This window comes from Saccharolobus solfataricus (genome assembly GCF_900079115.1).
Classification (GTDB): domain Archaea; phylum Thermoproteota; class Thermoprotei_A; order Sulfolobales; family Sulfolobaceae; genus Saccharolobus; species Saccharolobus solfataricus.
In genome coordinates this window covers 2,615,191-2,637,886 of the sequence record NZ_LT549890.1, presented here as the reverse complement: position 1 = coordinate 2,637,886, position 22,696 = coordinate 2,615,191, and the positions used below count along the sequence as shown (strand labels likewise).

Here is a 22,696-nt window from a genome sequence, read left to right as displayed (position 1 = left end):
ACTTGAATAAGTAGTGTGTACTATGCTCGATTTTTTCACGGAAAGGTTTTATACCGGAAGCTCTCAGCTTCCAAGGAACTTTGGAAGTGAATCTAATAACTTAATCGAGTCCTTCAACTCCCTCTTGGAAAGGAGATTCGGTAAGTTTCACTCCCCTTGGAGGATGCTCCAGATCGCTCGAACCATAGCTAATAACTATAACCTATTAACCTATTTTCTCATTATTGTAATAATATTACATTGTACCTATTCTTCTCGCTTTATCAGAAATATTCACAATAATTTCTTCATCGAATTATCTTAATTCATAGTGAATATTACAATTCGCAATGGAAACATGAATCGCCCATTCAGTGGTGTTTCACCAAATTATTTCATTTGAAAGATATAATATTAGTCCTTTCAAAAAGAGATTGATATAGAGAAAAACAATAAAATTATTATGAAACATAACATGTTAAGGTAATTTGCAAAAAATATAGCGTACAATTCTAATAATAAGAGGAGAATTCTGAATTTTTCTCACGTGGTGAAAACGACGTGCATAGTCTCCTCTGAACACCGAGAAAGTTAGAGAAGCTTGACGAATGAATCGAAGGACAAAACCTTCTTACACGTGGACTTGAAGTTAAAGAGAAGATGATTCACTAGATTCCACGCAGAATCCAGAACCGTGTAATAGAGGAACAAGAAGATCTTATTACTCAACTTCCTAACATACCTTATCCTTGCCTTCCTAACCTTGAAACCCTCCTCAACCTGCCACCTCAACCTATAGAGTTCAGCCAGTTCATAGGGATCTCCCTCGAAGTTCGTCACGAACATAAAGTGCCTCGGCTTTCCCTTAACGTAAACCACATCGTAATAATAAAGCCCTTCAAATTTCAAGACCCTATACGCAACGTAAACCTTGTCCTTAACCTCGTATCTCTTCTCAACTAATGGAACGTTAGATAGTTCCTTGAATCCCTTCAAGTTCGACTTCCCTCTCACAATGGTCTTCACGGGCATTTCCTTGATGACCCCTAGGTTCAAGAATCCGGCGTCAGCTACAACGTAATCTATTTCCATGTATTGGCTTACTTCCCTCACGCTCCTGAGTAGGAACTGTGATGGACTGTCGCTTCTCAAATCTGCTACCTCCACTAGGAGGGGTAACCTTAAGGGATATACGAGGTCCAAGGATCTCATCTTTACTCCTTTTCTCTTCCAGTTGTAGAGTAGAAAGCCCTCTGCTTTTTCTTGTTCCTTTTCTCCCACGGTTAATCCGGTCTCATCTACAGCGACTACGTTGATCTCTCCCTTTACTTCTCTGTAGATTGGGTAGAACTTGAAGGTTCTCTGACCTTTACTAATTACTTTCTCGCCTCGTCTTACTACCTTCAAGTAGTATTTTCCTCTGTTTCCGGTTAGCAAGGATGGTGCTGCTTTCACTATTTCCGGGTCTAGATCTTGAGAGATAACGTTAATATTGTTTGTTGCTAAAGTTATAGCGAGGGACTTCAGCTCCGTTTTGGATACTTGTATGGTTTGCATAACGGAGTTATGGAGTCCCTCGCTTTAACCTTTTCTTGTTCATCTCGTCCTTCCACCTACTTTCCTCTATTGATAATACTAGACAAATGGTATTACTCTTTATATATAAACTCGTTTTCTGTTAGTTTCTTCAACAAATATGAAAATTTTTTGCTTCTTGTGTTGAAATAAGCCGATTTTTCTAACTCCGCTCTGATATTTTTCTCTTCCATAGAAATTGTATCATTTTGAGTAAAATTGGTGAAACACCACTGTCGCCCATTTAACTATCCCACAAAGCATTTATTTAGTATAAGCAAAAAACGTAAGGTATATAACCAAGCTTATTTTGTTAATAATGAAAATTTATAAGATAGCAAGCTAAACATAATATTTATGTGTTACGAAAAATATGAGAAAGCTATGATACAACAGAGGAAGGCCAAAAAACAGAGGATAATTGAAACTATTCCAGCAAGGTAAGATAAATTAGCTCCTCCTTTCTTTTAATTTAATATATTTTTTATATAATTTATTGACCTCTCTGCTATTCACCTTACTCCCATGCGCTCTTAATCCGCCACTAAACTTAAACGGAATATGAAGTATTTCATGAATCATTATTTTAATTTTATCATCATTAGATAATCGATTGAACCTTTCTGAAATTAGTTCTATGACATAAAGCGGTTCTAGTTGAAAGGTTTCCAGTACGATCTTAGGAACAGCCCAAATTCTGGCTATGGCCTCAGTCTTAGACCCATAGGAGTACACAACTTTTACCCGATCTAAATTAATGTAGTCTAACCCTAGAGTAATAACAATATCTCTTAACAACTCTTCACCGTCTTGAGACCTAACATACTTTATCATACCTTAAAGTTTAATATCGTCCATATTAACTTGTCCACCAAATCCCTTAAAATCTTTTTACCGTATTCTTCATTAACTCGAATTGGTTTACCATCATTCAGTACTCCGAATTGATTGGCCTCTCTGGAGGAATAATAAATAAATACACCATCTCTAACTTCATAATTTTTTATCTCATCTATTTTATTCACCCTCACCAAGCTCTTACCTATTGCCCAAATTTTTGACGTTTCTATGGTGCCAGCGTGAAGATCATTTACGTTAAATAAAATTTTCTCCTCTTCGCCAAATGTGTTAAAAACTATTACTTTAGCGTCGCTATGTTTCATATTAAATTCCCTTTGAACTAATGGAAGAAAATACGAATTTCCACCATGTCCATTAACTATAATTATTCTTCTTAATCCTAAATCGTTGAAAACACTTTCAAGTAAATCAGTGAAGAATGAGATTGCAGTTTGAAATGATAATGATACAAAGGGAAAACCCTTGTGCTCTAAAGATACACCATAATATATCGTTGGGAAAAGCAGTGTAATATCCTTTAATTTCTCCTCTGCTTTAGAGGCAATATATTCTGAAATAATGCCATCAGTACCCATTGGCAAATGAGGACCGTGTTGCTCAATACTTCCAACTGGTACTAATCCTACTAGATCTCCTCTTATCTCCTCCCTTGTTATTTCTACTAGTTTCATTGGGTAAAAGTTCCATATTAAAAGAAAAATATTTTACCAAAAATAAGTATATCATGATCTGACAATAGATCTTTCTCTTAACAACATAGCGATTCAAGTTTTCATTGCAAATTCACTATATTTCAAAAATCATGACGAATTTAACTGAGTGAAAACGGTTTATAAGGAGAATAAATACTTAATTGTGTTAACACTTTTATATTTATACTACTCATAAATTACAATTCAGAATAGATCCCAGAATCGCCCTAACAACATAGGGTATCATTCCTTTTGAGAAGCTTTCTGCAATCTTCATATGGTGAATTTGGAGAGTCTCGGATCATATAAAGATAAAAGGTTTAAGAGGAAAGATTAAAATGTATGGCAACAGTAACTTCTAATAACTCTACTATAGGATTAGGATTAAGCAGTAATACTTTACAGCTAATCATTGAGGTAATTCTCACAATACTATTCTTTCTAGTTCCATTAATTTTCTGGATTTACTTCTCTAGGAGGATGATGATAGGTAATACGACTAAAAGTAGAAAACCTAAGATTCATATTCCTAATATTAGATGGGATGAGGTATATGATTTGAAAGATGTCAAAATGAGATTAGAGGAAATAGCTAAAATTGTACAAGAGGGAAGAGCATATGGAGTTATACTCTTTGGTCCACCTGGGACAGGAAAGACAACAATCGCTAAGGCTTTAGCGAATAAATTGGGCTGGGCTTACTTTGAGTTAAGGCCAAGTAAAATATTGAGTAAGTGGTACGGTGAAAGTGAACTCCTATTAGATAGCTTCTTCGATCAAGTAGAAATTAACACTCCAGCTGTTGTATTCATAGATGAATTAGATAGCTTAGCAATGAGTAGGCAAAGCGATTTACATGAGGTTACTCATAGGTTAGTAAATATAATGTTAATGAGACTTCAAGATTTGCACGATAAGAACTTAAGGGTGATAATAATCGGAGCAACAAATGTACCTCAGGAGATTGACGAAGCGTTCTTGCGACCAGGGAGATTTGATGAGGTAATTTACGTTGCTTTACCAGATGAGAAAAGTAGAGAGGAGATATGGAAAGGTTACATAAAGAGAGAGGACATCGATTATTCCTTATTGGCAAAGAAAAGTGAGAGATTTTCTCCTGCGGATATTAAGAACGTTGCTGATAAGGTAATAAGTAAGAATAATAGTTTAAAAACTGAGGACTTTCTACGAGAGATTGAGAATTACAAACCCTCCATTCAACTTTCAACCATAATTAAATTTGAAAATATCGCTAGAAAGTATGAGAGGAGTAAATTAATAATAAAGACGTATGGTATTCCCAACATTTCTTGGAACGATTTAGGGGATTTAGAAGAGGTTAAGAGGATAATTAGGGAGTCCATAGTATTACCCATAACCAACAAGGAGTTTGCAGAGAAACTGGGAATATATCCGGTTAAAGGTATACTGTTATATGGTCCACCGGGGACAGGGAAAACTAGCATTGCTAAGGCTCTAGCTAACGATTTGAGGTTCAACTTCATAGAACTATCTGGAGAAGAGGTCAGTGGTGCTGGTCCTCTGGATGCCCCAAAGATTATAGCTGAGAAATTCTATATTGCCCTAGATAATGCCCCGGCAATAATATTCATTGATGAGATAGATATGATAGCGAGGAATAGAATGACTAATGAGTGGAGAAATGCGTTGACGGAATTATTAAGGCAAATGGATGGTTTAAGGGAAATTCATAATGTAATAGTTGTTGGTGCAACTAACAGGCCTTGGGACTTAGACCCCGCAATATTAAGGGCTGGGAGATTTGACAAGATAATTTACGTCCCTCCACCAGATAAGGATGGGAGAGAGAAAATATTACAAGTTCTTATTAAGGATTTAATTATTAATAGAAATATTATTTCGAAAGTCGCTGAGCTTACTGAGAATTACACTCCAGCAGATTTAAAACTAGTTGTGGAGGAAGTAAAGAGGAATCTATTAAAGGAGGCGTCAATTAGTGGTAATTTGAGGACTGAAGTAAAACTAGAGGATTTCATGGATGTATTGAAAAGAGTAAAGGCGAGCTTAGATAGACAAACGTTGATTATGTACGAGAAATTCGGATTTGAAAGAAGATAAGGCTTGGGAAAAAATTTAATCCCAGAACAATTAAGATAATAGCGTGCAAAACTGGATCAAAGGATTAATTGGTATCTCTCTATTTTTACTCCTACTGGAGGCTATGCTTCTATATAGTATTAGATTGGTCTCATATCCTTTCCTCTTTTATTCATCCCTCCTATATCTCTTGGCTTTACTATTAGCGCTTTATCTAGGTGATTTTAATGCACCCAAAAGGACTAATAAAAAGAGATGATATAATTTATTTATCAATATTTATAGTAGTATTTTTAATAGCGCTAAGGAATTACATGATATCTCCGCCTTACACTCTAGGAGATACTACAATACTTCCCTCAACTAATCCGGGATTATACACACCATCAGCCACAATACAATATTATTTATCCCTCTTAATTGGAGAAAATAATTTAATAAAAACGTTAAACTTTCTTGCCTTTATAATAGCACCAATTTCGATCTACTTTACGTTAGGAAGGAAAGGTGATTTTTTTAAAAGGCTTATTTTACCTTTAATTTTCACATTAAACCCTATTTCCATTTCAATATTTTATGATGGTAATGGTGAAGGTATACTTTTAGTTTACTCATTGCAACCACTGGTGTATTACCTTACGTACAAGATGTTATATGAAGTAAAGAATAGATTGAAATATCTCATTTATTTGAGTATTGTAGAAGTAGTTGGCCAGATCTTCTTCTTTCAAATGTTCCTCTTCTCTTTATTTTTCCAGTTACCTTTTATTCTATTATCTATAAAGGAGAGAAAATATCTGTTTTTAGTCTATCCTATTCTAGCAGATCTACTGGGATTTCTATCAGAACTCTCATGGGAAGTTTATCTATATATAGGCGTTGTTCCTAGTGTACTGGTTTCACCATCGAATACTCTAGTAAGATTAGGACTAGCGTATTATTCCACAATAGTATCAGCACTTTTATTTGCCATTGTAATAACAACTGCATTTATTTATAGGAATAAGTACGCGTTGGCTACACTCACGTCAGTAGGAATTCTACTTGTAATTTACGCCATCTTACAGAACTTTCGATTTGATATTCCAGTCATTTCTGCGTTACTGGCTGCGATAACAACCTTTCAAACTAAGGTATACTTACTAAGTTTTGGTCTTTTAGACCTAAGTTTGTTTTACTTAAAGAGGACTAGGGAATTCATAATACCTTTACTTTCTTTACTATTGATAGTACTTCTTGTCAATACTGGAGGTCTACAAGCCACAACTTATTCAATCTTCTCTTTTAAACCACAACCGATGCCCAGTTGGTATTATGAGCTTTATGACTACTTATCTCAAAACAATCCAAATAATGTTTACTCTTTAGCGACACAATACCAGTATTTGCAATATTTACCAGGATTTAGTGGTTTCATTTATGACACTAGCTTCATTCATAATCTTACAAATCCATTCTACGGAATGAAATACCTTATTTCAACATCGCAGATGAATTATACCGGGTTAAGACTAGTGAAGACGTTTGGTCCAGTTCTAGTGTACTATAATGAGAATTTCACCGGGCTGGTACATTACTTAAATGGAAGCCCAGTTAGCAATTATAGCATTTCCGATATGGAGATTAGAATTTATGATGGTAATCCGCCTTTTGTAGTCTCATTACCGTATTCTGAATATTGGACTAGTGCTGAGAATTACAACGGTTTTCTTGAGCTCACAACTAATATTTCCCAGAACTCCCTCACTAGTTTAGTACATGAACTGTTCTTTGTAAGTTTATTCTTTCTTATCTTACCTTTTATCTTATTGATCTTGGAAAAAACACCCATGAAGACTCTCATAGTCGGTCGCTGACACGACCTTCATTCTCAACCTTCATGGGATTCTATATAAGTATGGTGTTACACTATTTTTATGTTTACCTAGCATCTTCTTATTTTATTAAAATATATATTGTTTTATATACGATATTCCTATAAAAATTTACCAATAACTCTTATTACCCATGATTGAAAGTACTAATGTATGAACTATAAACCCCTCATTAAAGTTCTTTTAGCTCTAGTAATCTTGGCACTTGTAGACTATTTAGCCAGCGTAATTTTAAAGACACTTACGTTTTACTTCCCCCAAATATCCACTTACACATCTGATACATTTACTGCAATAACAGTTATTATAATAGCCATAGGTGGTTTTTATATTATAAGAATTTTACAAGGTTTGATTTACAGTCAATTACTGACTAGATTAGAGAAAAGCACAGCGTCTAGCATAAAAGTCGCCCTTGATATTATATTTTATACTATTCTCGTTCTCGTAATACTCGCTGCGTTAAAGGTAAACTTAACTGGAGTACTAGTTGGTGGGGCTGTAGGTGGTATTGTGATTGGTTTGGCAGTCCAGACAATTGCGCAGAATATATTATCGGGAATATTAGTGACTTCTAGTAGAACTATAAGACTTAACGATGCAGTTTCACTAATATCATGGATATGGGGAAACCCGATAATTGGAGAAATCAGTAAGATATCACTACTCTTCACAGAAGTTAAGACAATTAATGGAAACGTTATTAAGATACCAAATTCAGCTTTTCTAGGGAATACTGTATTTCAAAAATTAGAATCGGAGCACTCCTTAGTATATCCTTACCAATTATTGGTTAATGCAGATGTACCAGCCAACGATTTACTTAATTTAGCTAAGGCATATATTAATGACTTTTTCTCTAAGGAAAAAATTCAGTTACCTGAAATCTACTTTACTGGGAAGAATGGAGGGACTAATGCTTTTACAGTAATTTTGCACTTTAACGATATAAAACAGCTTAATGGTATATTGAACTTAATTAATGGGGCATTTGATAAGGCTTACTGGGAGCTTAAGAAAAAGGGTTAAATAACTAAACTTGTATAAAATAGAAATGTATGATAAGCTTATATTGTATAGTGAGTTTAAACTTTATTATACACTGGATTTTATTAATATATAATGGAATGGCGAAAGATAATAATGACTAACCATGATATTGATGCTGTAATTAAAATATTAAGCGATCCAGAATTTTTCATCCCTTTAGTTCTTCCAGTTACAAAATTTCTCCTAAACTCTGATAGTAGACTCTATAGATGTGAAGGCGATATTGGGAAATTACCGGTTGTTTTCCAAGGTAGAGAATATGTAGGATCTTATAATATTACCCACATTATTGAGTTTGAAAGACCACCTAATGTCTCTGGGAAAATAAACATTCAAGCTATCGAAAATAAAATAGTTATTACCATACTACTCCAGAACTTATACATTATATATTTGCCACTAAGAGTCCATATATCGAATAGACTAAATCAATTGGAGAAAACATTTGAAGAGAAAATTCGACTAGAAAGAATAAAGAGAAAACTCTAGCTACACCTTGTTTACTCACTGTCTGTTCTTAAAAGTTCACTAACTTTCTCTTTAGCCGAATACAAATTCTCTCTTATCTTTATGAATTCTTCGATATGAGTCCTTAGTAACTTACCCTTTTCAGTTATCTCATAAATCTTTCTATCATTTTCAGTTTTAATGTTTAAAGCACCTACTTTTACCAATTGATCCAAATATTTTTGAGCTACTACATAATTTATACCAGCACCGTATATTACTCTCGTTATTCCGCATTTTGGCTCACAATTCCTCAATATATCAAACATTATTTCCATTGTTCCTCTTTTACGCCGTTCAAGTTGCATACTATAATATATAAGTTGAAGTTTATAAACATTGTCGGAAAATTTAATAACAGTGAAAATATTATAGCCATATGTCAAGATTTAGAACACGATACTGAAGTCTAACGGAAATTATAATGATAAAAATTTTTTACAATAAGTTATCGGTAACTTCGACGTAAATTATGGAAAAACTTATTTTAACCAACAACACCAGTACCTCACTAATCTTTTGAGAAATTGACGGATTTCCTAGGGCTGTTAATTGATCTTCGGGATTTAGCGAGCGATTCAAGAGTCCATTTCGAATTGTATTTTCTAAAGAATACTATTATAAAAATGTTAACGTAGGTAATCATGTATCTCTGCTAATTAGTCGTCTTCATTTAGTTAATTTCGTAGAAATATTCGCAATAAAATGAGTTCGCAAAAAACACTTGAATTGCCCTTTAATCTGAAGATAGTTACGGGATTAGAAATTGAAAGGACTGACAGAAAAACTCATGTGTGAGGTTTTTGTGAGGGTTAGCAAGACGGATCTAGTAACCCTCGCACATAAACCTTTTTCAGAGGCTGTTTTCACGTTCTAATTCATTGGCTGCATCTCGATCGAAACGATTAATTGTGGAAATTTCTAGCCTAATTTAATTTTACTGTATAATATCAAATAAGATGGCTACATGAGAACACTTGCTGGCGGAACTGGTATTGGAGGAATTTAAACTAAGTTTCAAATGAACGAAATTGTTGCCCACACTTTTTTAAACAGTCGCTAAGATTTGGGAAAATCCTTAATATTTTATCATTTCCCATTTCACTTATGAGGCTAACAAATAGGAGAGATTTCTTAAAACTACTATTAATATCCTCATCGTTATTGGTCTTGGGTAGATTGTCAATTAGTGAAATGCAGCACGCACAAAATGGTTTAACCCCATTTGGTTCTTGGTATGTGGTTCAATATAGTCAAATAGTACCAGATATAATGCTGAATAACTACGTCTTGACTGTAGACGGCGAGATCGAGAATCCATTGAAATTGACTTACCAAGATTTACTTAACATGCCTTCAATTGAGGTTAAGGATACAATACAATGTGTTTCAGACCCCTATTTCCTCAGAGCGAATGTCCTCTGGAAAGGGATACCATTAAGCTATGTAATTGACATGGTTAAGCCAAAGTCTAATGTGATAAAAGTTGTAGGATATGGTGCTGACGGTTACACTGCAGATTTGCCGATAGAAAAGGCTAAAGAGCCAAATGTTTTAATAGCTTATATGGCTGATGATAAACCATTGCCTCAAGTCCATGGATATCCAGTTAGGCTTGTAGTACCGGGATGGTGGGGATATACTTACGTTAAATGGTTAGTTAGACTTCACTTCACATCTAAAAACATTCTAGGCTATTGGGAATCTCTGGGGTATCCTGACTATGCGAAAAAGTAACATTGGAATGATTACTTCAGCAATAATTCCAGCCTTCACGATAGTATATCAACCAATTTGGTTATTAGGGCTAATTATAACTTCCATAGCTTCCACCAAGTTATTTGATCCAAATTTTAAGGATTCGATTTACAGCCCTAATTTTAGAAAAAACACGTCAATTTACCTACTAGTACTGTCAATCTTAGAGGGTATTACGGGATTTGGTGCTGGTCCACAGACTTCAGGTATAATTAGCACACTAACTTTTAATTTGTTAAATAGAGGAAATTCTTTAGAACTACATCTGGTTTTGATAATTCCATTAGCGCTATTCTTCATTTTACACACAGTCTCTGGAGTTGGGTCGTTAATTCTTTCGAAGGGCATTAAAAATCCTATCTTGTTCAAATATATTATCCCTATAGTTTGGATAATGATGTATCTCGTAGTAGTTTATCTTGATCTATACTACTTTTTGTGACCTAAGTTACGATTTTTAATAGGAAAAAATTCCAAAATTACCAATAAAGCTTTATATATGTGTATTAAGAAAGTTAGATTATGTATCCTAAAAAGGGGAAGTACTATACAATACGTAAGACATTAATTTGTCATTCAGGTTATGGAATATTTGAGTGCGAAAGTGAAGAGAAATGTACTCTAATAGCGTGCACCTATGTAAGTAATTTATCAAGCCCCTTATTTTTAACTTTTGAAAATTTTAGTTAACAAACTTTTTAAGATTCCAACAAGAGATGAGTCTTGTGTCAATAAAACTAGTTATCGATAATAAAGAGGTATTAGCTAATGAAGGAGAGACAATTCTATCAACACTAAAGAGGAATGGTATTTACATTCCACACATATGTTACAATGAAGGATTAGTTCCCATAGAGAGCTGTGATTCATGCCTAGTTGAGGTTAATGGGAAACTAGTTAGAGCTTGTTCAACAAGAGTCGAAGATGGAATGAGTATCTCAGTTAACTCTAAAAGAGCTATGGAAGCAAGAAAGACCGCAATCTCCAGAATACTAAGATATCACAAATTGTACTGTAGTATTTGTGAGAATAATAATGGGGATTGCGTACTTCACGAGGCTGTAATAAAATTGAATATTAATTCTCAAAAGTACGTAGAAAAGCCTTATCAAACGGATGAAAGTGGTCCCTTTTACATATATGATCCATCACAATGTATCCTATGCGGTAGATGTGTTGAGGCTTGCCAAGATTTTGCAGTAAATGAGGTAATATGGATTAATTGGGATCTCAATCCTCCAAGAGTAGTTTGGGATAACGGAAATCCCATAGGCAACTCCTCATGCGTAAATTGTGGTACGTGCGTTACTGTTTGTCCAGTCAACGCATTAATGGAAAAATCAATGTTGGGAGAGGCTGGCTATCTCACTTGGATTAATAAGGATTTAAAGAAAAAAGCAATAGAGGCTATAGGGAAAGCTGAGGATAACTTTAGCTTATTAATGACCTTTAGCGAGATAGAGGCTAAGGCTAGGGAATCACAAATAAAGAAAACTAAAACAGTCTGTATATACTGTGGTGTTGGTTGTTCATTTGAGATTTGGACTAAGGGTAGGAAAATATTAAAAATTGAGCCAAAACCTGAGTCACCAGCCAATGGTATTCTAACTTGCGTAAAGGGTAAATTCGGCTGGGATTTTGTAAATAGCTCGGAAAGAATTACTAAGCCCTTAATAAGGGAGGGTGATAAGTTTAGGGAAGCTAGTTGGGATGAGGCAATCTCGTACATAGCTAAAAGATTGAAGGAGATCAAGGAGAGATATGGTCCAGATTCCATAGGTTTCATAGCCTCAGATAAGATGAGCAATGAAGAGGCGTACTTACTACAGAAACTAGCAAGAGCTATAATAGGTACTAATAATGTAGATAATTCAGCAAGGTATTGCCAATCTCCAGCAACTGTTGGGTTATGGAGAACTGTCGGTATAGGTGCAGATTCAGGAACAATTAGGGATATCGAAAACGCTAATTTGATTGTAATTGTTGGTCACAACACAACTGAGAGTCATCCAGTAATAGGAAGCAAGGTAAAGAGAGCTAAAAAGATAAACGGTTCAAAGATCGTGGTAATTGACGTTAGAAAACATGAGATTGCTGAAAAGGCTGACCTGTTTATCAAACCTAAGCCTGGAACTGATGCAGCAGTTTTAGCTGGTGTTGCTAAATACCTTATTGACCAGGGGTGGATTGATAAAGAGTTCATTGATAAGAGGGTTAATGGTTTTGAAGAGTTTAAGGAATCTATAAAGGGATTTACATTAGATTACGTTGAAGATATAACTGGTGTCCCTAGAGATCAAATAATTAAACTTGCTGAAATGATCCATAATGCTAATAGTGTGGCGGTATTATGGGGAATGGGAGTAACTCAACATTTGGGTGGAGCTGATACTTCAACGATAATTTCAGACCTATTGCTTATAACTGGGAATTATGGGAAACCCGGTAGTGGAGCTTTCCCAATGAGAGGTCATAATAACGTCCAAGGAGTTAGCGATTTCGGTTGCTTACCCAATTATTTACCAGGGTATCAAAAACTAGAGGATGAAAATGTAATAGCGAAATTCGAAGAAGCTTGGGGTGTGAAATTAAATAGAAATCCTGGACTACAGATACCCCAAATGATAGAAGGTGTATTGGAAGGGAAAATCCACGCATTATATATAGTCGGTGAAGATACTGTGATGGTTGATTGTGGGACTCCTTTAACTAGACAAGCATTAGAGAAAGTCGACTTCCTAGTGGTACAAGACATGTTTATAACTGAGACTGCGAAGTTAGCTGACGTAATATTACCAGCTGCTGCTAGCCTAGAGAAAGATGGTACTTTTGTGAATACTGAAAGGAGGATACAAAGGTTCTACAAGGCTATGGAACCAATTGGTGATTCTAAACCTGACTGGGAAATAATACAAATGGTTGCAAACGCACTAGGAGCGAATTGGAGTTATAATCATCCGGCAGAAATAATGAACGAGATTGCTAAACTAGGCCCAATATTTGCTGGCGTCAATTATTCGAGATTAGAAGGATTTAATAGCCTACTGTGGCCAGTTAATGAAGATGGGAGTGATACGCCATTGCTCTATACAAACGCATTTGCTACTAAAGATGGCAAGGCAATACTTTACCCATTAAGCTGGAAACCACCAGAACTTAAGGATGAAGTTCACAAAGTAACTGTAAATACTGGAAGGGTCTTAGAGCATTTCCATGTAGGTAATATGACTAGGAGAGTTGAGGGGTTAAGGAGAAAGGTTCCAGAAACATTTGTAGAGGTTTCTAAAGAGTTAGCCTCTAAATACTCAATCAAAAACGGTGATCTTGTGCTTGTTAAGTCTAAATTTGGTGGAGAGATTAAAGCAAGGGCTATAGTTAGTGATAGAGTAGAAGGTGAAGAGATCTTTATACCACTATATGCATCAGATCCTTCCAAGGGTGTAAATAACTTAACAGGGTTAGTAATAGATAAGGCTAGTGGTACCCCAGGGTATAAGGATACTCCAGTTGTTATTGAGAAAATAGAGGAGGGTAAAGGTGAGAGTCCTTTACCTTTAGATAACTGGAGATTTCATGTCAATGAAAGGAGGAGACAAATAGGTATAGAGGTGGAGAAAAAATGGAAGAGGGAGGAGTTCAAGCCATTGACGGGTTAATTGAACAGCTAATTGAGAGTAGAGAGGCTCTAGAGAACTTTTTGAAACTAATCAACACTCTACAAAAGACTGGGATCTTGCCTTTGTTAGTAGGAATGATGAATACTTTCGATCAAAATTTAGCCTTTCTAGCTGAACAAAACGCAGTTTTGATAAGGAATATTAATATAATATATAGTATACTAAGTGGTAAAGAAGAAGCTAAGGATATCAGTTTAACTGAATTAACTAAACAGCTTAACGACCCAGATGTGAAGAGAGGATTATATTTGTTACTAAAGATACTTAAGGCGATTGGGAGTGCGAGTAAAGAGGTTTGACTTAGTAAGGGTTAAGGATAGTGAGGCATATAAGGATAGTGATTTTGTTGCAGTAGAAGAACCATTAAATATAAGGACTTGTTTTGAGAAGTGTGAAGACTTCGCGATAATAATGAGAACACCGGGAGATGATAAAGAACTTTCGCTAGGTTTTTTATACTCAGAAGGTGTTATAAACTCTATTCATGACGTTGAGGATATTAAGCAAGTAGAGAATAACGTTATAGAGGTTAAATTAAATAAACCTATTGGAATAAGAATAAGAGAGTTAATTGTAAATTCAAGCTGTGGAGTTTGCGGTAGGGCTTTCCTCTACACATTAAATATACTTAAATCTGATTTAAAAGTCAAAAGAGAGGTCATTTTTTCATTTCCAGAAAAATTAAGGGAAAAACAAAGTGTCTTCAACATTAGCGGAGGTCTTCATGCAACTGCATTATTTAACCCTCAAGGAGAATTATTATTTATATATGAGGACGTGGGGAGACATAACGCTGTTGATAAGGTAGTTGGTAGATTATTGCTGGAGGATAAGATCCCAGCAAGTAATTATATTATGCAAGTTAGCGGTAGATTAGGATATGAGATCGTTAGCAAAGGGATAAAAGCGGGAATACCGATAATCTGTGGAATTTCAGCCCCCACTAGTCTAGCTATTGAAATTGCCGAAGAAGCTGGATTAACTCTTATAGGTTTTCTCCGAGGAAAAAGTTTAAACATTTACACTCATAGTGAAAGGATATATTAGATTAACTTTTACAACATAAATAATAGGTAGTATTTTAAGCCTATTTAACAAAATGTAATTTATGAACTATACATACTTACTAGACGAAGTTAGTTTGTCAATGGTCTCGATTGTGGGTAGAAAAAGCGCTTATCTAGGCGAATTATATAAGATGGGATTTAACATCCCTAAAGGGTTCATAATATCATCAAGAGGAGTAAATGAAGCGATTAAAGATCTTGATGACGAAATAAGAGGAATACTATCCTCCGTAAATTTAAACGATACGACGGATCTGGAAAAGAGAAGCGAAATGATAAAAAGCATGATTATAGCATCGAAATTACCAAACGAAATGGAAAAAGAAATATATGAAAGGTTCTCTCAATTAGGTTCAAAATACGTTGCTGTAAGGGCAACAGCTACATCCCCCTTAAGTGGTGCTAGTTTTGCTGGTGAATACGAAACAGACTTATTTGTTACTCAGGAAAATCTCATTCCAAGTATTAAGAGAGTTATCGCGTCGTATTTTAATCCCAGAGCGATAGCTTATAGGATCTTAACTCATAATGAAGCAGGGATGGCAATTCTTGTCCAAACAATGATAAACCCAGTTAGTGCAGGTACAGCATTCTCAATACACCCCATAACCGAAGAACCAGATTACGTAGTCATAGAGTCATCTTTTGGTCTTGGAGAAAGCGTAACTAAAGGTATGGTTACTCCAGATCAATACGTAGTAAGTAAGGCTACAAGATCATTAGTAAGTAAAAGAATTTCTGAAAAAGTCATGAAATTAACTTATGATTTCGCCGAGAAAAAGATAAAGAGCATTGAACTAAGTAAGGAAGAAGCATTGGCTGAGAGCTTAAGTGATAATGATGCTATAAGAATTGCAAACATGGCTATAGCCATAGAAAGTATTTTCAAGAGAAATATAAACATTGAGTGGGCAATAGAGGACAAAAAAGTGTACTTATTGGAAGTTAGAGGAATAAGGCGATTGTATCCCGAATTTTAACCATACCTTAATGCTATGCCTAACCCATATCTTGGATACTTCCATAAGATGTTAGAATAGGGACAAGCAATTCTACAAGCGCCACACTCAACACAATTCTCATAAGATATCACAATTCTTTGATCGATCCATGAATAAACATTTGCAGGGCAGACTGCAATGCATGGTTGTGGAACCCCATTAACTTGTTCACATCTGAGACATTTGTTTGGATCAATAATGGCTAGATGGGGTTGTTCGTCCTTCTTATATCTTAGAGTGTAAAGTTTTTCCTCTATTCTCATGACTTTAACACCCCCATACCTAATAATAAGTGTTTAAGTAGTTTAGACGTGTCTAACTTAACTTTAGAAAAGTCACTGTAAACCCAACCGTGTAGGAGATCATTAATAGTTTTCACATAATATTTGAAGTTTTCTTCTTCTATTAACTCCTTTACTAGTGGTCTGGCATTCACAACTCTTCTAACTTCCTTATTTTTCATTAATTCGTATTCATATTTGTTACATTCATAAGATTCTAAAGCAGCCTTTCCTGCAACCACTCCGGAAGCCACTGCAGGACCAATCCCATTAAATGTCAATGGATCCACAAGACCTATTGCATCTCCAGCTAAATAAACCTTACCTGAACAAGCTTTCCATGAAGGAAAACCATATTCTGGTATAACCTTTGCCGAATATTCTCTTAGTGACGCTCCCTTAACTAACTCGTTAAAGTTCAGTCTCTCCTTGACCTCGTCTAATACAGTATAAGGAGTTATTTTTCTCTTTATAAGTATCTTCATGGGAATTCCGGCACCTATTGCCACGGCATCCTTATATACGTAAAGGAAACCAGCATAGGGAACTGGGTCTGTCCCTAATATTCTCCAACTTATGCCTTCGTCGTCAGCCTTAAATCCAAATCTCTTATTGATCTCATCCTTATTTAAACTATAAACCTCTTTAACTGTTTGCGCTGCATGATCCGGAGTTAAATCTGGCCTTATATTAGCCTTCATTGAAACTAAGGCATTCACACCCTCAGCTAATACTACTCTATCAGCAGTTATTTCACCCCTATCAGTTGATATTTTATATTCGTTTCCTTCCCTTTCAACTCCTAATACAGTTGTTTTTGTTATCAGTAGTGCTCCAGCTTTTTCCGCTTGTTGAGCCATCCATTTATCTAGTTTCAACCTTGCGACAGTTGCTAAATTTGATTCAACATTTACACTTATTCTTGTTCTATTTGAGTCACTTAGTAAGATCAAATCAACATTCTTTACTTTTCTCTCTATTGGAATAGAAGCTATGTCATAAACTGAAGAGAAATCCTCTAACCTTATCATTGCTCCAGAAACGTTCTTGGAACCTGGCTCTGGACCCCTTTCTAATAATAGGACTTTAGCTCCCCCTCTAGCTGCAGTTATAGCTGCAGATGAACCAGCGGGTCCAGCTCCAACTACAACAATATCGAATTTCATTCCTAGCTTACCTCCTTTTTCTTAAGCAATTCCATCATTTTAGGTAATATCTCGAAGATATCACCGACTACTCCGAAATCGCAATTCTCAAAGATTGGTGCACTTGGATCCAAGTTTATGGCCCCTATCTTTCTGGAAGATAGTATACCAACTAAGTGTTGTACTGCACCAGAAATCCCTAATGCTATGTAAACCTTAGGCCTTATTGTTGTACCAGTTTGACCGACTTGTCTATCCTTAGGATACCAACCCATATCTGCCAATGGTTTAGAAACGCCAACTACTCCGCCTAATAATGAGGCTAATTCCTCAGCCATCTTTATATTTTCTGGGCTTCTAATACCCCTACCTACACCTATCACTATATCTGCCTCCGCTAAGATATTTCTCTTTTCTATAACTCTATAGTCTAATACTTTAAGTCTAGTGAATAGGTCATCAATTTCCTCTCTTGCTAATTCACCCTTTCTCCCAGGGACTCTGGGTAACGGCATGAATACACCAGCTCTAACTGTAACCATTACTGGTCTATGTCTAGGACATATTATGGTGGACATTTCTTTACCTCCAAAGTCAGGTCTTGTTGAAAGTAAAACTCCTTTATCGTCCACGTCAAAGTTAGTACAATCAGCTATTAATCCAGTATCTACTTCAATTGCAGTCGTTGATGCAAGTTCTCTGGCATTTTTAGTCCCTGGGAAGAAGACTGCTTCTGGCTTATATTTCTTTATTACCTTGGCTAATGCTCTAGTGTACACTTCGTTATCGTATCTATCGAATCCCTTAGTTTCCACAAAATATACTTTATCTGCCCCATATTCAAAAGTCTCTTCTATTAAGGATTTCGTAGCCTCTCCCCCAACCATTACTGCAGAAAGACTTGTATCCATTAGGTCGGCAATCCTTCTCGCTTCTCCCATAATCTCAAAAGACGCTCTGTTTGGTTTTTCTCCTATATGATCTATATATACCCAGATTTCACCATTTACTTTAACCTTTGGTTTAGGCTTCACGTACTCCTTTAACGTACTCTCATCTTCCTTTAACGACTCAAAAATCTTATCTAAGAACCATTTTGCGGCCTTTTCAACATCCTTTTTACCATCTATTATTTCAGCCTTTCTAGTTTTAGGTGGAGGTTGAACTTTTATTACCTTAGTAGGTGATCCAGCTAAGCCAATTTTGTTTGGCTCAGCCTTAATGTCATCCTTATTCCAAACCGTAACTTTAGCCGTTTTAGCTTTAATTAGGCTTAGTATATCAGGTTGTCTCGGCTTATTCGCAACTTCCAATATAGTTAATACTACGGGAACGGGAGCCTCAATAACCTCTTCATCAAATTCAGTAGTTCTAGTTACCACTATTTTATCCTTCTCTAAGCTCTTTATCTCACTGACATAGCCTATAACTGGAAGTCCAAGCCATTTTCCAGTTTGAGGTCCGACTTGCTCAGTCTCTCCATCAACAGCTCTTCTTCCAAAGAGTATTAGATCCGCCCCACCCAATTTTTGAACCGCCTTAGATATCGTATAGGAAGTTGCCCAAGTATCTGCTCCAGCCATAGCCCTATCACTTATGAGATAAGCTTCATCAATTCCCATAGCTAGGGCCTCCCTAAGTGCTGAATCAGCTTGTGGTGGACCCATTGTTATAACTATAGTTTTAGCTCCATATCTCTCCTTTAATCTAACAGCTTCTTCTATTGCATGTAAATCTGGAGGATTAATAACAGCTGGTACTCCTTCCCTTACCAAATTATTAGTTACCGGGTCAATCCTTAATTCATCCACATCTGGAACTTGCTTTATTGAAACAACAACTTTGAGTTCCGGCAATTCTACCTCTATAATGAATGTTCTTGATAGTTTTTAAGATTTCACAAAAAAGGATGTAATTTAAAGTCCTTAAGTAGAAAGTATAAACTAGTCCCTTTGTTGAAAGGGTTTATTAAACCAAGATAAAAATTGTGAAAGAGATAAAAAAGAAAAAAGTGATATTATATCTTATGTTACTCTTCTTTCCTTCAAAATATCTTCAACATCAGTAGTTGGTTTCCCTTCGAATTCTATTACATCATGAGCCGGTGGGTTATCCAAATATGATGGGGATCTTTCAGCAATTCTTTGCTCGTAAGTTGATACTAATTCATTTTGATAGAATATGCCAATTGGTATTCTATCTCCCCATTCCATACTCTTCAGTATAGCCTTACTCATCTTATCATCCATTTCCTCTGGCTTCTTAACTATAGGATCCCAACTTGGATCTTCATCTAACTTGTAAACCCTCTTATCATAATACTCTTTGGTGTGAATATCGTTATAAGTTGGACAAGGTTGTAATACATCAATCATTGCTAGTCCCTTATGCTTAATAGCCTTCTTTATTATCTCCTTCAAATGTTTCACGTCATAAGCATAACCCCTAGCTACGAAAGTGTATCCAGAACTAATTGCAAGAGCTATCGGATTAATATCTGAATTAATATTGGGTTTTGGTAAACTCTTAGTCTTAACACCTAATTTTAACGTAGGTGAAGCTTGACCCTTAGTTAATCCATAAACACCATTATTATGAACTATTACAGTTAAATCTACATTCCTCCTTCCAGCACTTACGAAATGTCCAACACCAATACCTAATTGATCTCCATCCCCACCATTCACAATAACCTCTAAAGAGGGATTAGCAAGTTTTATTCCAATGGCGAAAGTTAATGCTCTGCCGTGCAATGTATGCACTCCACTAGCTGGTAACCTAATAAAGTGAGGGATTTTCCCAGAGCAACCTATACCACTAACCAGCACTACCTTCTTTGGATCTAAACCAAGTTCTTGAATTGCTTGTTGCTCAGCACTTAATATTCCGAAGTTGCCACAACCAGGGCACCAATCGTTCCACTCTACCTTAAGCCCCGCCATGTAAAACCACCCTCCTTTCTCCTTTTTGAACAACTGCCTTTATACCTTCCTTTACTTCATCTCTCATCATTGGTCTACCGTTCCACTTTAGTATGTAATGTGTAGGCTCAATTCCGGTATTCAATTTTAACACTTCTCCAGCTTGCCCAAAGTAATTACTCTCTACATCAATTATAAATTCTTTCCCATTTAACAGCTTCCTCATTAGATTCTTGGGGAATGGGCTAAACATTCGTATCTGAATTAACATCGGCTTAATTCCTTCATTCTCTAACTCTTCCATTGCATCCAATATGGCTCCCTTAGGAGATCCCCATGTTATTATGGCAACTTTTGAATCAGTATTTCCGTAAACGTTGACCCTACTTTCCTCGGGTATTTCCTTGTCTGCCGTCATTAACTTCTTTATCCTCTTTTCATACATTTTCTCCCTATTCTCACTAGCTTCTGCTATGAAACCATACTCATCGTGCTCGTCTCCAGTATAATGAACCCTAGCTGTGCCCAATGGAGCAAATGGGGATATACCATCTTCAGTTATCTCAAATCTCTTCAATTCTGGCGTATTTGTATTAATTACAATCTTACCTTTTTCTATCCTTATATTCTCCATTCCTAACGTTTTCTTAGGAATAATTGAATAGGAGTTAGCTAGTGCCTTATCTACCAAATGTATTACTGGGGTTTGATATTTTTGAGCTAGGTTAAGTGCCCAAGTACCATCGTGAAAAGCCTCAACGTGATCACCTGAGGCTATAACTATTCTGGGGAATTCACCATGTCCTGCATTTAGAGCGAACATTAGATCGGCTTGAGACGTTCTAGTTGGCTGGCCAGTTGAGGGTCCTCCTCTGATATAGTAGGTAATTACAACAGGTACCTCATTCATTCCAGCCCATCCCATTCCCTCAACCATTAAGGAGAAACCTGGGCCAGATGTAGCTGTAGCTGCTCTCACCCCAGTTAAGGCGGCACCAGAAGCCATATTTATTGCCGCTAACTCATCCTCTGCTTGAACAACTACAATTGTAGATTTTCTCTTCTCTCCAGTTTTAGGATCTACAGTAAATACAGTTTGATGTGCCTCTATGAAGACACTTTCATCGCTTGCTGGAGTTATTGGATAGTACGACTGGAACCTTAATCCACCATAAATCTTGCCTATTGCCGCTGCAGTATTACCATCTAGATTGATTTTCTCTTCGTTGTTGGGTAATTCTGGTAAATTATACATCGGTTGAATTTGTTGCATTGCTAACTGTGCAGCTATGGTATTTATCTTAGCGAAAACTTCTTGTCTAAATGTTCTGGTAATAGAGTTTATCAGATATTGTTCCTTTAATCCTAGTAATTTGTAAGAGGCTGCTATAGCTATGGTATTCCTTGCCCTATCAGCTACACTTAACTGTACTTTAGCCTGGTCTGCAACCTTCTTTAAAATCTCCATGTAATCGATTGGTATTACTTTAACTCCTTTCTCTTTCTTCAAATAATTTATTACGTCCTTTACTGTAGTCCCATAACCTTTTTCCTTCAAGAATTTAACTACGTGTTCAGTGATTTCCGGTTCCATGCTCTGGACTTGTTCAGCCTTGGTATTCTCAACTTCCGTACTATATATTAATACGTCTTTTACTTCATTGAAGTGTTGAAATATAGTTTCCGCATCAAAGCTAGTTAATATCTCGATTTGTTGGGCTATGCTTCTTGGTGGTTTATCGCTAATAGTTAGATTAAAATAAGAATGTCTCCCCTTTATATTGGAATAATACTCTCTATTTCCATATATGTAATAACCGCTAGCGGCCACGGCATTGCCAAATATGTTAGCGGAAGTATCGACACCAGAACCTTGGGCTCCACCTATCATCCAGCTTATTCGCATGAGTTATCAGTATATAATTATAGATATAATGGTAAATAAGAGTATCCCTACTAAAAATATGAACTTAGTTCCTAATGTTTAAAAAGACTAGTGAGGGAATTTATTATATTATATAAATCTGATAATAATTTAAGAATTTATACACACACTCTTCATAAATAAACTTTTCAACATACGATCTAAGTGGGTGAGAAAAATCTAAATTACCTACGTGAGTTATACACCTAAATAACATGGATAATTATAGTTTCTGTGAAAGCAATAACGTAGTTTTTAAAATAATCTATAATTTTAAAAGTGACATGAATTTAATGAACTAAAAA

The 22,696-nt window shown here is 35.8% G+C and carries 19 protein-coding genes and 1 pseudogene; 11 read left to right on the top strand and 9 right to left on the bottom strand.

Annotation, left to right across the window (positions count from 1 at the left end):
• Positions 1–88: 88 nt before the first annotated feature.
• Positions 89–282: pseudogene (locus SSOP1_RS17210) on the top strand (IS256 family transposase); the annotation flags it as partial.
• A gap of 288 nt (positions 283–570) precedes the next feature.
• On the opposite strand, the gene SSOP1_RS14030 reads toward SSOP1_RS17210, so the two are convergent.
• From SSOP1_RS14030 to SSOP1_RS14020, 3 genes are all read right to left on the bottom strand, one after another.
• Complete coding sequence (locus tag SSOP1_RS14030; RefSeq protein WP_010923358.1) at positions 571–1,536, bottom strand: ISH3-like element ISC1439A family transposase; 966 nt, start codon at positions 1,534–1,536, stop codon at positions 571–573.
• Between the two features lie 468 nt (positions 1,537–2,004).
• The gene (locus SSOP1_RS14025; protein WP_009990886.1) at positions 2,005–2,388 is read right to left on the bottom strand and encodes a putative metallopeptidase; all 384 of its coding nucleotides are present in this window, start codon (positions 2,386–2,388) and stop codon (positions 2,005–2,007) included.
• Complete coding sequence (locus SSOP1_RS14020) at positions 2,385–3,086, bottom strand: creatininase family protein (RefSeq protein WP_009990887.1); 702 nt, start codon at positions 3,084–3,086, stop codon at positions 2,385–2,387. Before SSOP1_RS14020 ends, SSOP1_RS14025 begins: the two co-directional genes overlap by 4 nt.
• 363 nt (positions 3,087–3,449) lie before the next feature.
• On the opposite strand from SSOP1_RS14020, the gene SSOP1_RS14015 reads away from it, so the two are divergent.
• The 4 genes from SSOP1_RS14015 to SSOP1_RS14000 all read left to right on the top strand — a co-directional run bounded on the left by SSOP1_RS14015 (position 3,450) and on the right by SSOP1_RS14000 (position 8,599).
• The gene (locus SSOP1_RS14015; protein WP_009990888.1) at positions 3,450–5,207 is read left to right on the top strand and encodes an AAA family ATPase; all 1,758 of its coding nucleotides are present in this window, start codon (positions 3,450–3,452) and stop codon (positions 5,205–5,207) included.
• 206 nt (positions 5,208–5,413) lie between these two features.
• A complete protein-coding gene (locus SSOP1_RS14010) occupies positions 5,414–7,042 on the top strand; it encodes a hypothetical protein (protein WP_009990889.1) in 1,629 nt (542 codons plus the stop codon).
• A gap of 171 nt (positions 7,043–7,213) precedes the next feature.
• On the top strand, positions 7,214–8,089 hold the full coding sequence (locus SSOP1_RS14005) for a mechanosensitive ion channel domain-containing protein (RefSeq protein WP_009990890.1): 876 nt from the start codon (positions 7,214–7,216) through the stop codon (positions 8,087–8,089).
• Positions 8,090–8,182: 93 nt separating this feature from the next.
• Positions 8,183–8,599, top strand: coding sequence for a DUF3211 domain-containing protein (locus SSOP1_RS14000; RefSeq protein WP_010923986.1), 417 nt, complete (start codon positions 8,183–8,185; stop codon positions 8,597–8,599).
• Positions 8,600–8,610: 11 nt separating this feature from the next.
• Here the strand turns inward: SSOP1_RS14000 and sso10a2 are convergent, their stop codons facing one another.
• The gene (gene sso10a2 / locus SSOP1_RS13995) at positions 8,611–8,925 is read right to left on the bottom strand and encodes a chromatin protein Sso10a2 (protein ID WP_029552563.1); all 315 of its coding nucleotides are present in this window, start codon (positions 8,923–8,925) and stop codon (positions 8,611–8,613) included.
• A 799-nt stretch (positions 8,926–9,724) separates the two neighbouring features.
• Between sso10a2 and SSOP1_RS13990 the strand changes: the two genes are divergently transcribed.
• The 6 genes from SSOP1_RS13990 (at position 9,725) to SSOP1_RS13965 (ending at position 16,099) form a co-directional block, all read left to right on the top strand.
• On the top strand, positions 9,725–10,354 hold the full coding sequence (locus SSOP1_RS13990) for a molybdopterin-dependent oxidoreductase (RefSeq protein ID WP_009989015.1): 630 nt from the start codon (positions 9,725–9,727) through the stop codon (positions 10,352–10,354).
• Complete coding sequence (locus SSOP1_RS13985) at positions 10,341–10,817, top strand: hypothetical protein (protein ID WP_009989016.1); 477 nt, start codon at positions 10,341–10,343, stop codon at positions 10,815–10,817. The genes SSOP1_RS13990 and SSOP1_RS13985 overlap by 14 nt, the downstream gene beginning before the upstream one ends.
• A 274-nt stretch (positions 10,818–11,091) precedes the next feature.
• The gene (fdhF, locus tag SSOP1_RS13980) at positions 11,092–14,031 is read left to right on the top strand and encodes a formate dehydrogenase subunit alpha (RefSeq protein ID WP_009989018.1); all 2,940 of its coding nucleotides are present in this window, start codon (positions 11,092–11,094) and stop codon (positions 14,029–14,031) included.
• Entirely contained in the window at positions 13,995–14,351 is a 357-nt protein-coding gene (locus SSOP1_RS13975; RefSeq protein WP_009989020.1) for a helical membrane plugin domain-containing protein, read from the top strand. Before fdhF ends, SSOP1_RS13975 begins: the two co-directional genes overlap by 37 nt.
• The gene (fdhD, locus tag SSOP1_RS13970; protein WP_009989022.1) at positions 14,332–15,099 is read left to right on the top strand and encodes a formate dehydrogenase accessory sulfurtransferase FdhD; all 768 of its coding nucleotides are present in this window, start codon (positions 14,332–14,334) and stop codon (positions 15,097–15,099) included. The genes SSOP1_RS13975 and fdhD overlap by 20 nt, the downstream gene beginning before the upstream one ends.
• Before the next feature lie 61 nt (positions 15,100–15,160).
• Entirely contained in the window at positions 15,161–16,099 is a 939-nt protein-coding gene (locus SSOP1_RS13965) for a PEP/pyruvate-binding domain-containing protein (protein ID WP_009989023.1), read from the top strand.
• Here SSOP1_RS13965 and SSOP1_RS13960 read toward each other — a convergent pair.
• From SSOP1_RS13960 to SSOP1_RS13940, 5 genes are all read right to left on the bottom strand, one after another.
• Positions 16,096–16,383 carry a ferredoxin family protein gene (locus SSOP1_RS13960; RefSeq protein WP_009989024.1) on the bottom strand — a complete coding sequence of 96 codons (288 nt, stop codon included), beginning with the start codon at positions 16,381–16,383 and terminating at the stop codon, positions 16,096–16,098. The genes SSOP1_RS13965 and SSOP1_RS13960 overlap by 4 nt on opposite strands.
• The gene (locus tag SSOP1_RS13955; RefSeq protein WP_009989025.1) at positions 16,380–17,567 is read right to left on the bottom strand and encodes an NAD(P)/FAD-dependent oxidoreductase; all 1,188 of its coding nucleotides are present in this window, start codon (positions 17,565–17,567) and stop codon (positions 16,380–16,382) included. Before SSOP1_RS13955 ends, SSOP1_RS13960 begins: the two co-directional genes overlap by 4 nt.
• 2 nt (positions 17,568–17,569) lie before the next feature.
• Positions 17,570–19,402, bottom strand: a complete 1,833-nt coding sequence (locus tag SSOP1_RS13950) for an FAD-binding protein (RefSeq protein ID WP_009989028.1) — start codon at positions 19,400–19,402, stop codon at positions 17,570–17,572.
• Positions 19,403–19,570: 168 nt separating this feature from the next.
• A complete protein-coding gene (locus tag SSOP1_RS13945) occupies positions 19,571–20,488 on the bottom strand; it encodes a 2-oxoacid:ferredoxin oxidoreductase subunit beta (protein WP_009989031.1) in 918 nt (305 codons plus the stop codon).
• Positions 20,475–22,373, bottom strand: a complete 1,899-nt coding sequence (locus SSOP1_RS13940) for a 2-oxoacid:ferredoxin oxidoreductase subunit alpha (RefSeq protein WP_009989033.1) — start codon at positions 22,371–22,373, stop codon at positions 20,475–20,477. Before SSOP1_RS13940 ends, SSOP1_RS13945 begins: the two co-directional genes overlap by 14 nt.
• Positions 22,374–22,696: the final 323 nt, after the last annotated feature.

Excerpts from the sequence above, each read along its gene's own strand:
- SSOP1_RS14030 (WP_010923358.1), bottom strand. The coding sequence starts at position 1,536 with ATGCAAACCATACAAGTATCCAAAACGGAGCTGAAGTCCCTCGCTATA.
- SSOP1_RS14025 (WP_009990886.1), bottom strand. The coding sequence starts at position 2,388 with ATGATAAAGTATGTTAGGTCTCAAGACGGTGAAGAGTTGTTAAGAGAT.
- SSOP1_RS14020 (WP_009990887.1), bottom strand. The coding sequence starts at position 3,086 with ATGAAACTAGTAGAAATAACAAGGGAGGAGATAAGAGGAGATCTAGTA.
- SSOP1_RS14015 (WP_009990888.1), top strand. The coding sequence starts at position 3,450 with ATGGCAACAGTAACTTCTAATAACTCTACTATAGGATTAGGATTAAGC.
- SSOP1_RS14010 (WP_009990889.1), top strand. The coding sequence starts at position 5,414 with ATGCACCCAAAAGGACTAATAAAAAGAGATGATATAATTTATTTATCA.
- SSOP1_RS14005 (WP_009990890.1), top strand. The coding sequence starts at position 7,214 with ATGAACTATAAACCCCTCATTAAAGTTCTTTTAGCTCTAGTAATCTTG.
- SSOP1_RS14000 (WP_010923986.1), top strand. The coding sequence starts at position 8,183 with ATGGAATGGCGAAAGATAATAATGACTAACCATGATATTGATGCTGTA.
- sso10a2 (WP_029552563.1), bottom strand. The coding sequence starts at position 8,925 with ATGCAACTTGAACGGCGTAAAAGAGGAACAATGGAAATAATGTTTGAT.
- SSOP1_RS13990 (WP_009989015.1), top strand. The coding sequence starts at position 9,725 with ATGAGGCTAACAAATAGGAGAGATTTCTTAAAACTACTATTAATATCC.
- SSOP1_RS13985 (WP_009989016.1), top strand. The coding sequence starts at position 10,341 with ATGCGAAAAAGTAACATTGGAATGATTACTTCAGCAATAATTCCAGCC.
- fdhF (WP_009989018.1), top strand. The coding sequence starts at position 11,092 with ATGAGTCTTGTGTCAATAAAACTAGTTATCGATAATAAAGAGGTATTA.
- SSOP1_RS13975 (WP_009989020.1), top strand. The coding sequence starts at position 13,995 with ATGGAAGAGGGAGGAGTTCAAGCCATTGACGGGTTAATTGAACAGCTA.
- SSOP1_RS13965 (WP_009989023.1), top strand. The coding sequence starts at position 15,161 with ATGAACTATACATACTTACTAGACGAAGTTAGTTTGTCAATGGTCTCG.
- SSOP1_RS13960 (WP_009989024.1), bottom strand. The coding sequence starts at position 16,383 with ATGAGAATAGAGGAAAAACTTTACACTCTAAGATATAAGAAGGACGAA.
- SSOP1_RS13955 (WP_009989025.1), bottom strand. The coding sequence starts at position 17,567 with ATGAAATTCGATATTGTTGTAGTTGGAGCTGGACCCGCTGGTTCATCT.
- SSOP1_RS13945 (WP_009989031.1), bottom strand. The coding sequence starts at position 20,488 with ATGGCGGGGCTTAAGGTAGAGTGGAACGATTGGTGCCCTGGTTGTGGC.
- SSOP1_RS13940 (WP_009989033.1), bottom strand. The coding sequence starts at position 22,373 with ATGCGAATAAGCTGGATGATAGGTGGAGCCCAAGGTTCTGGTGTCGAT.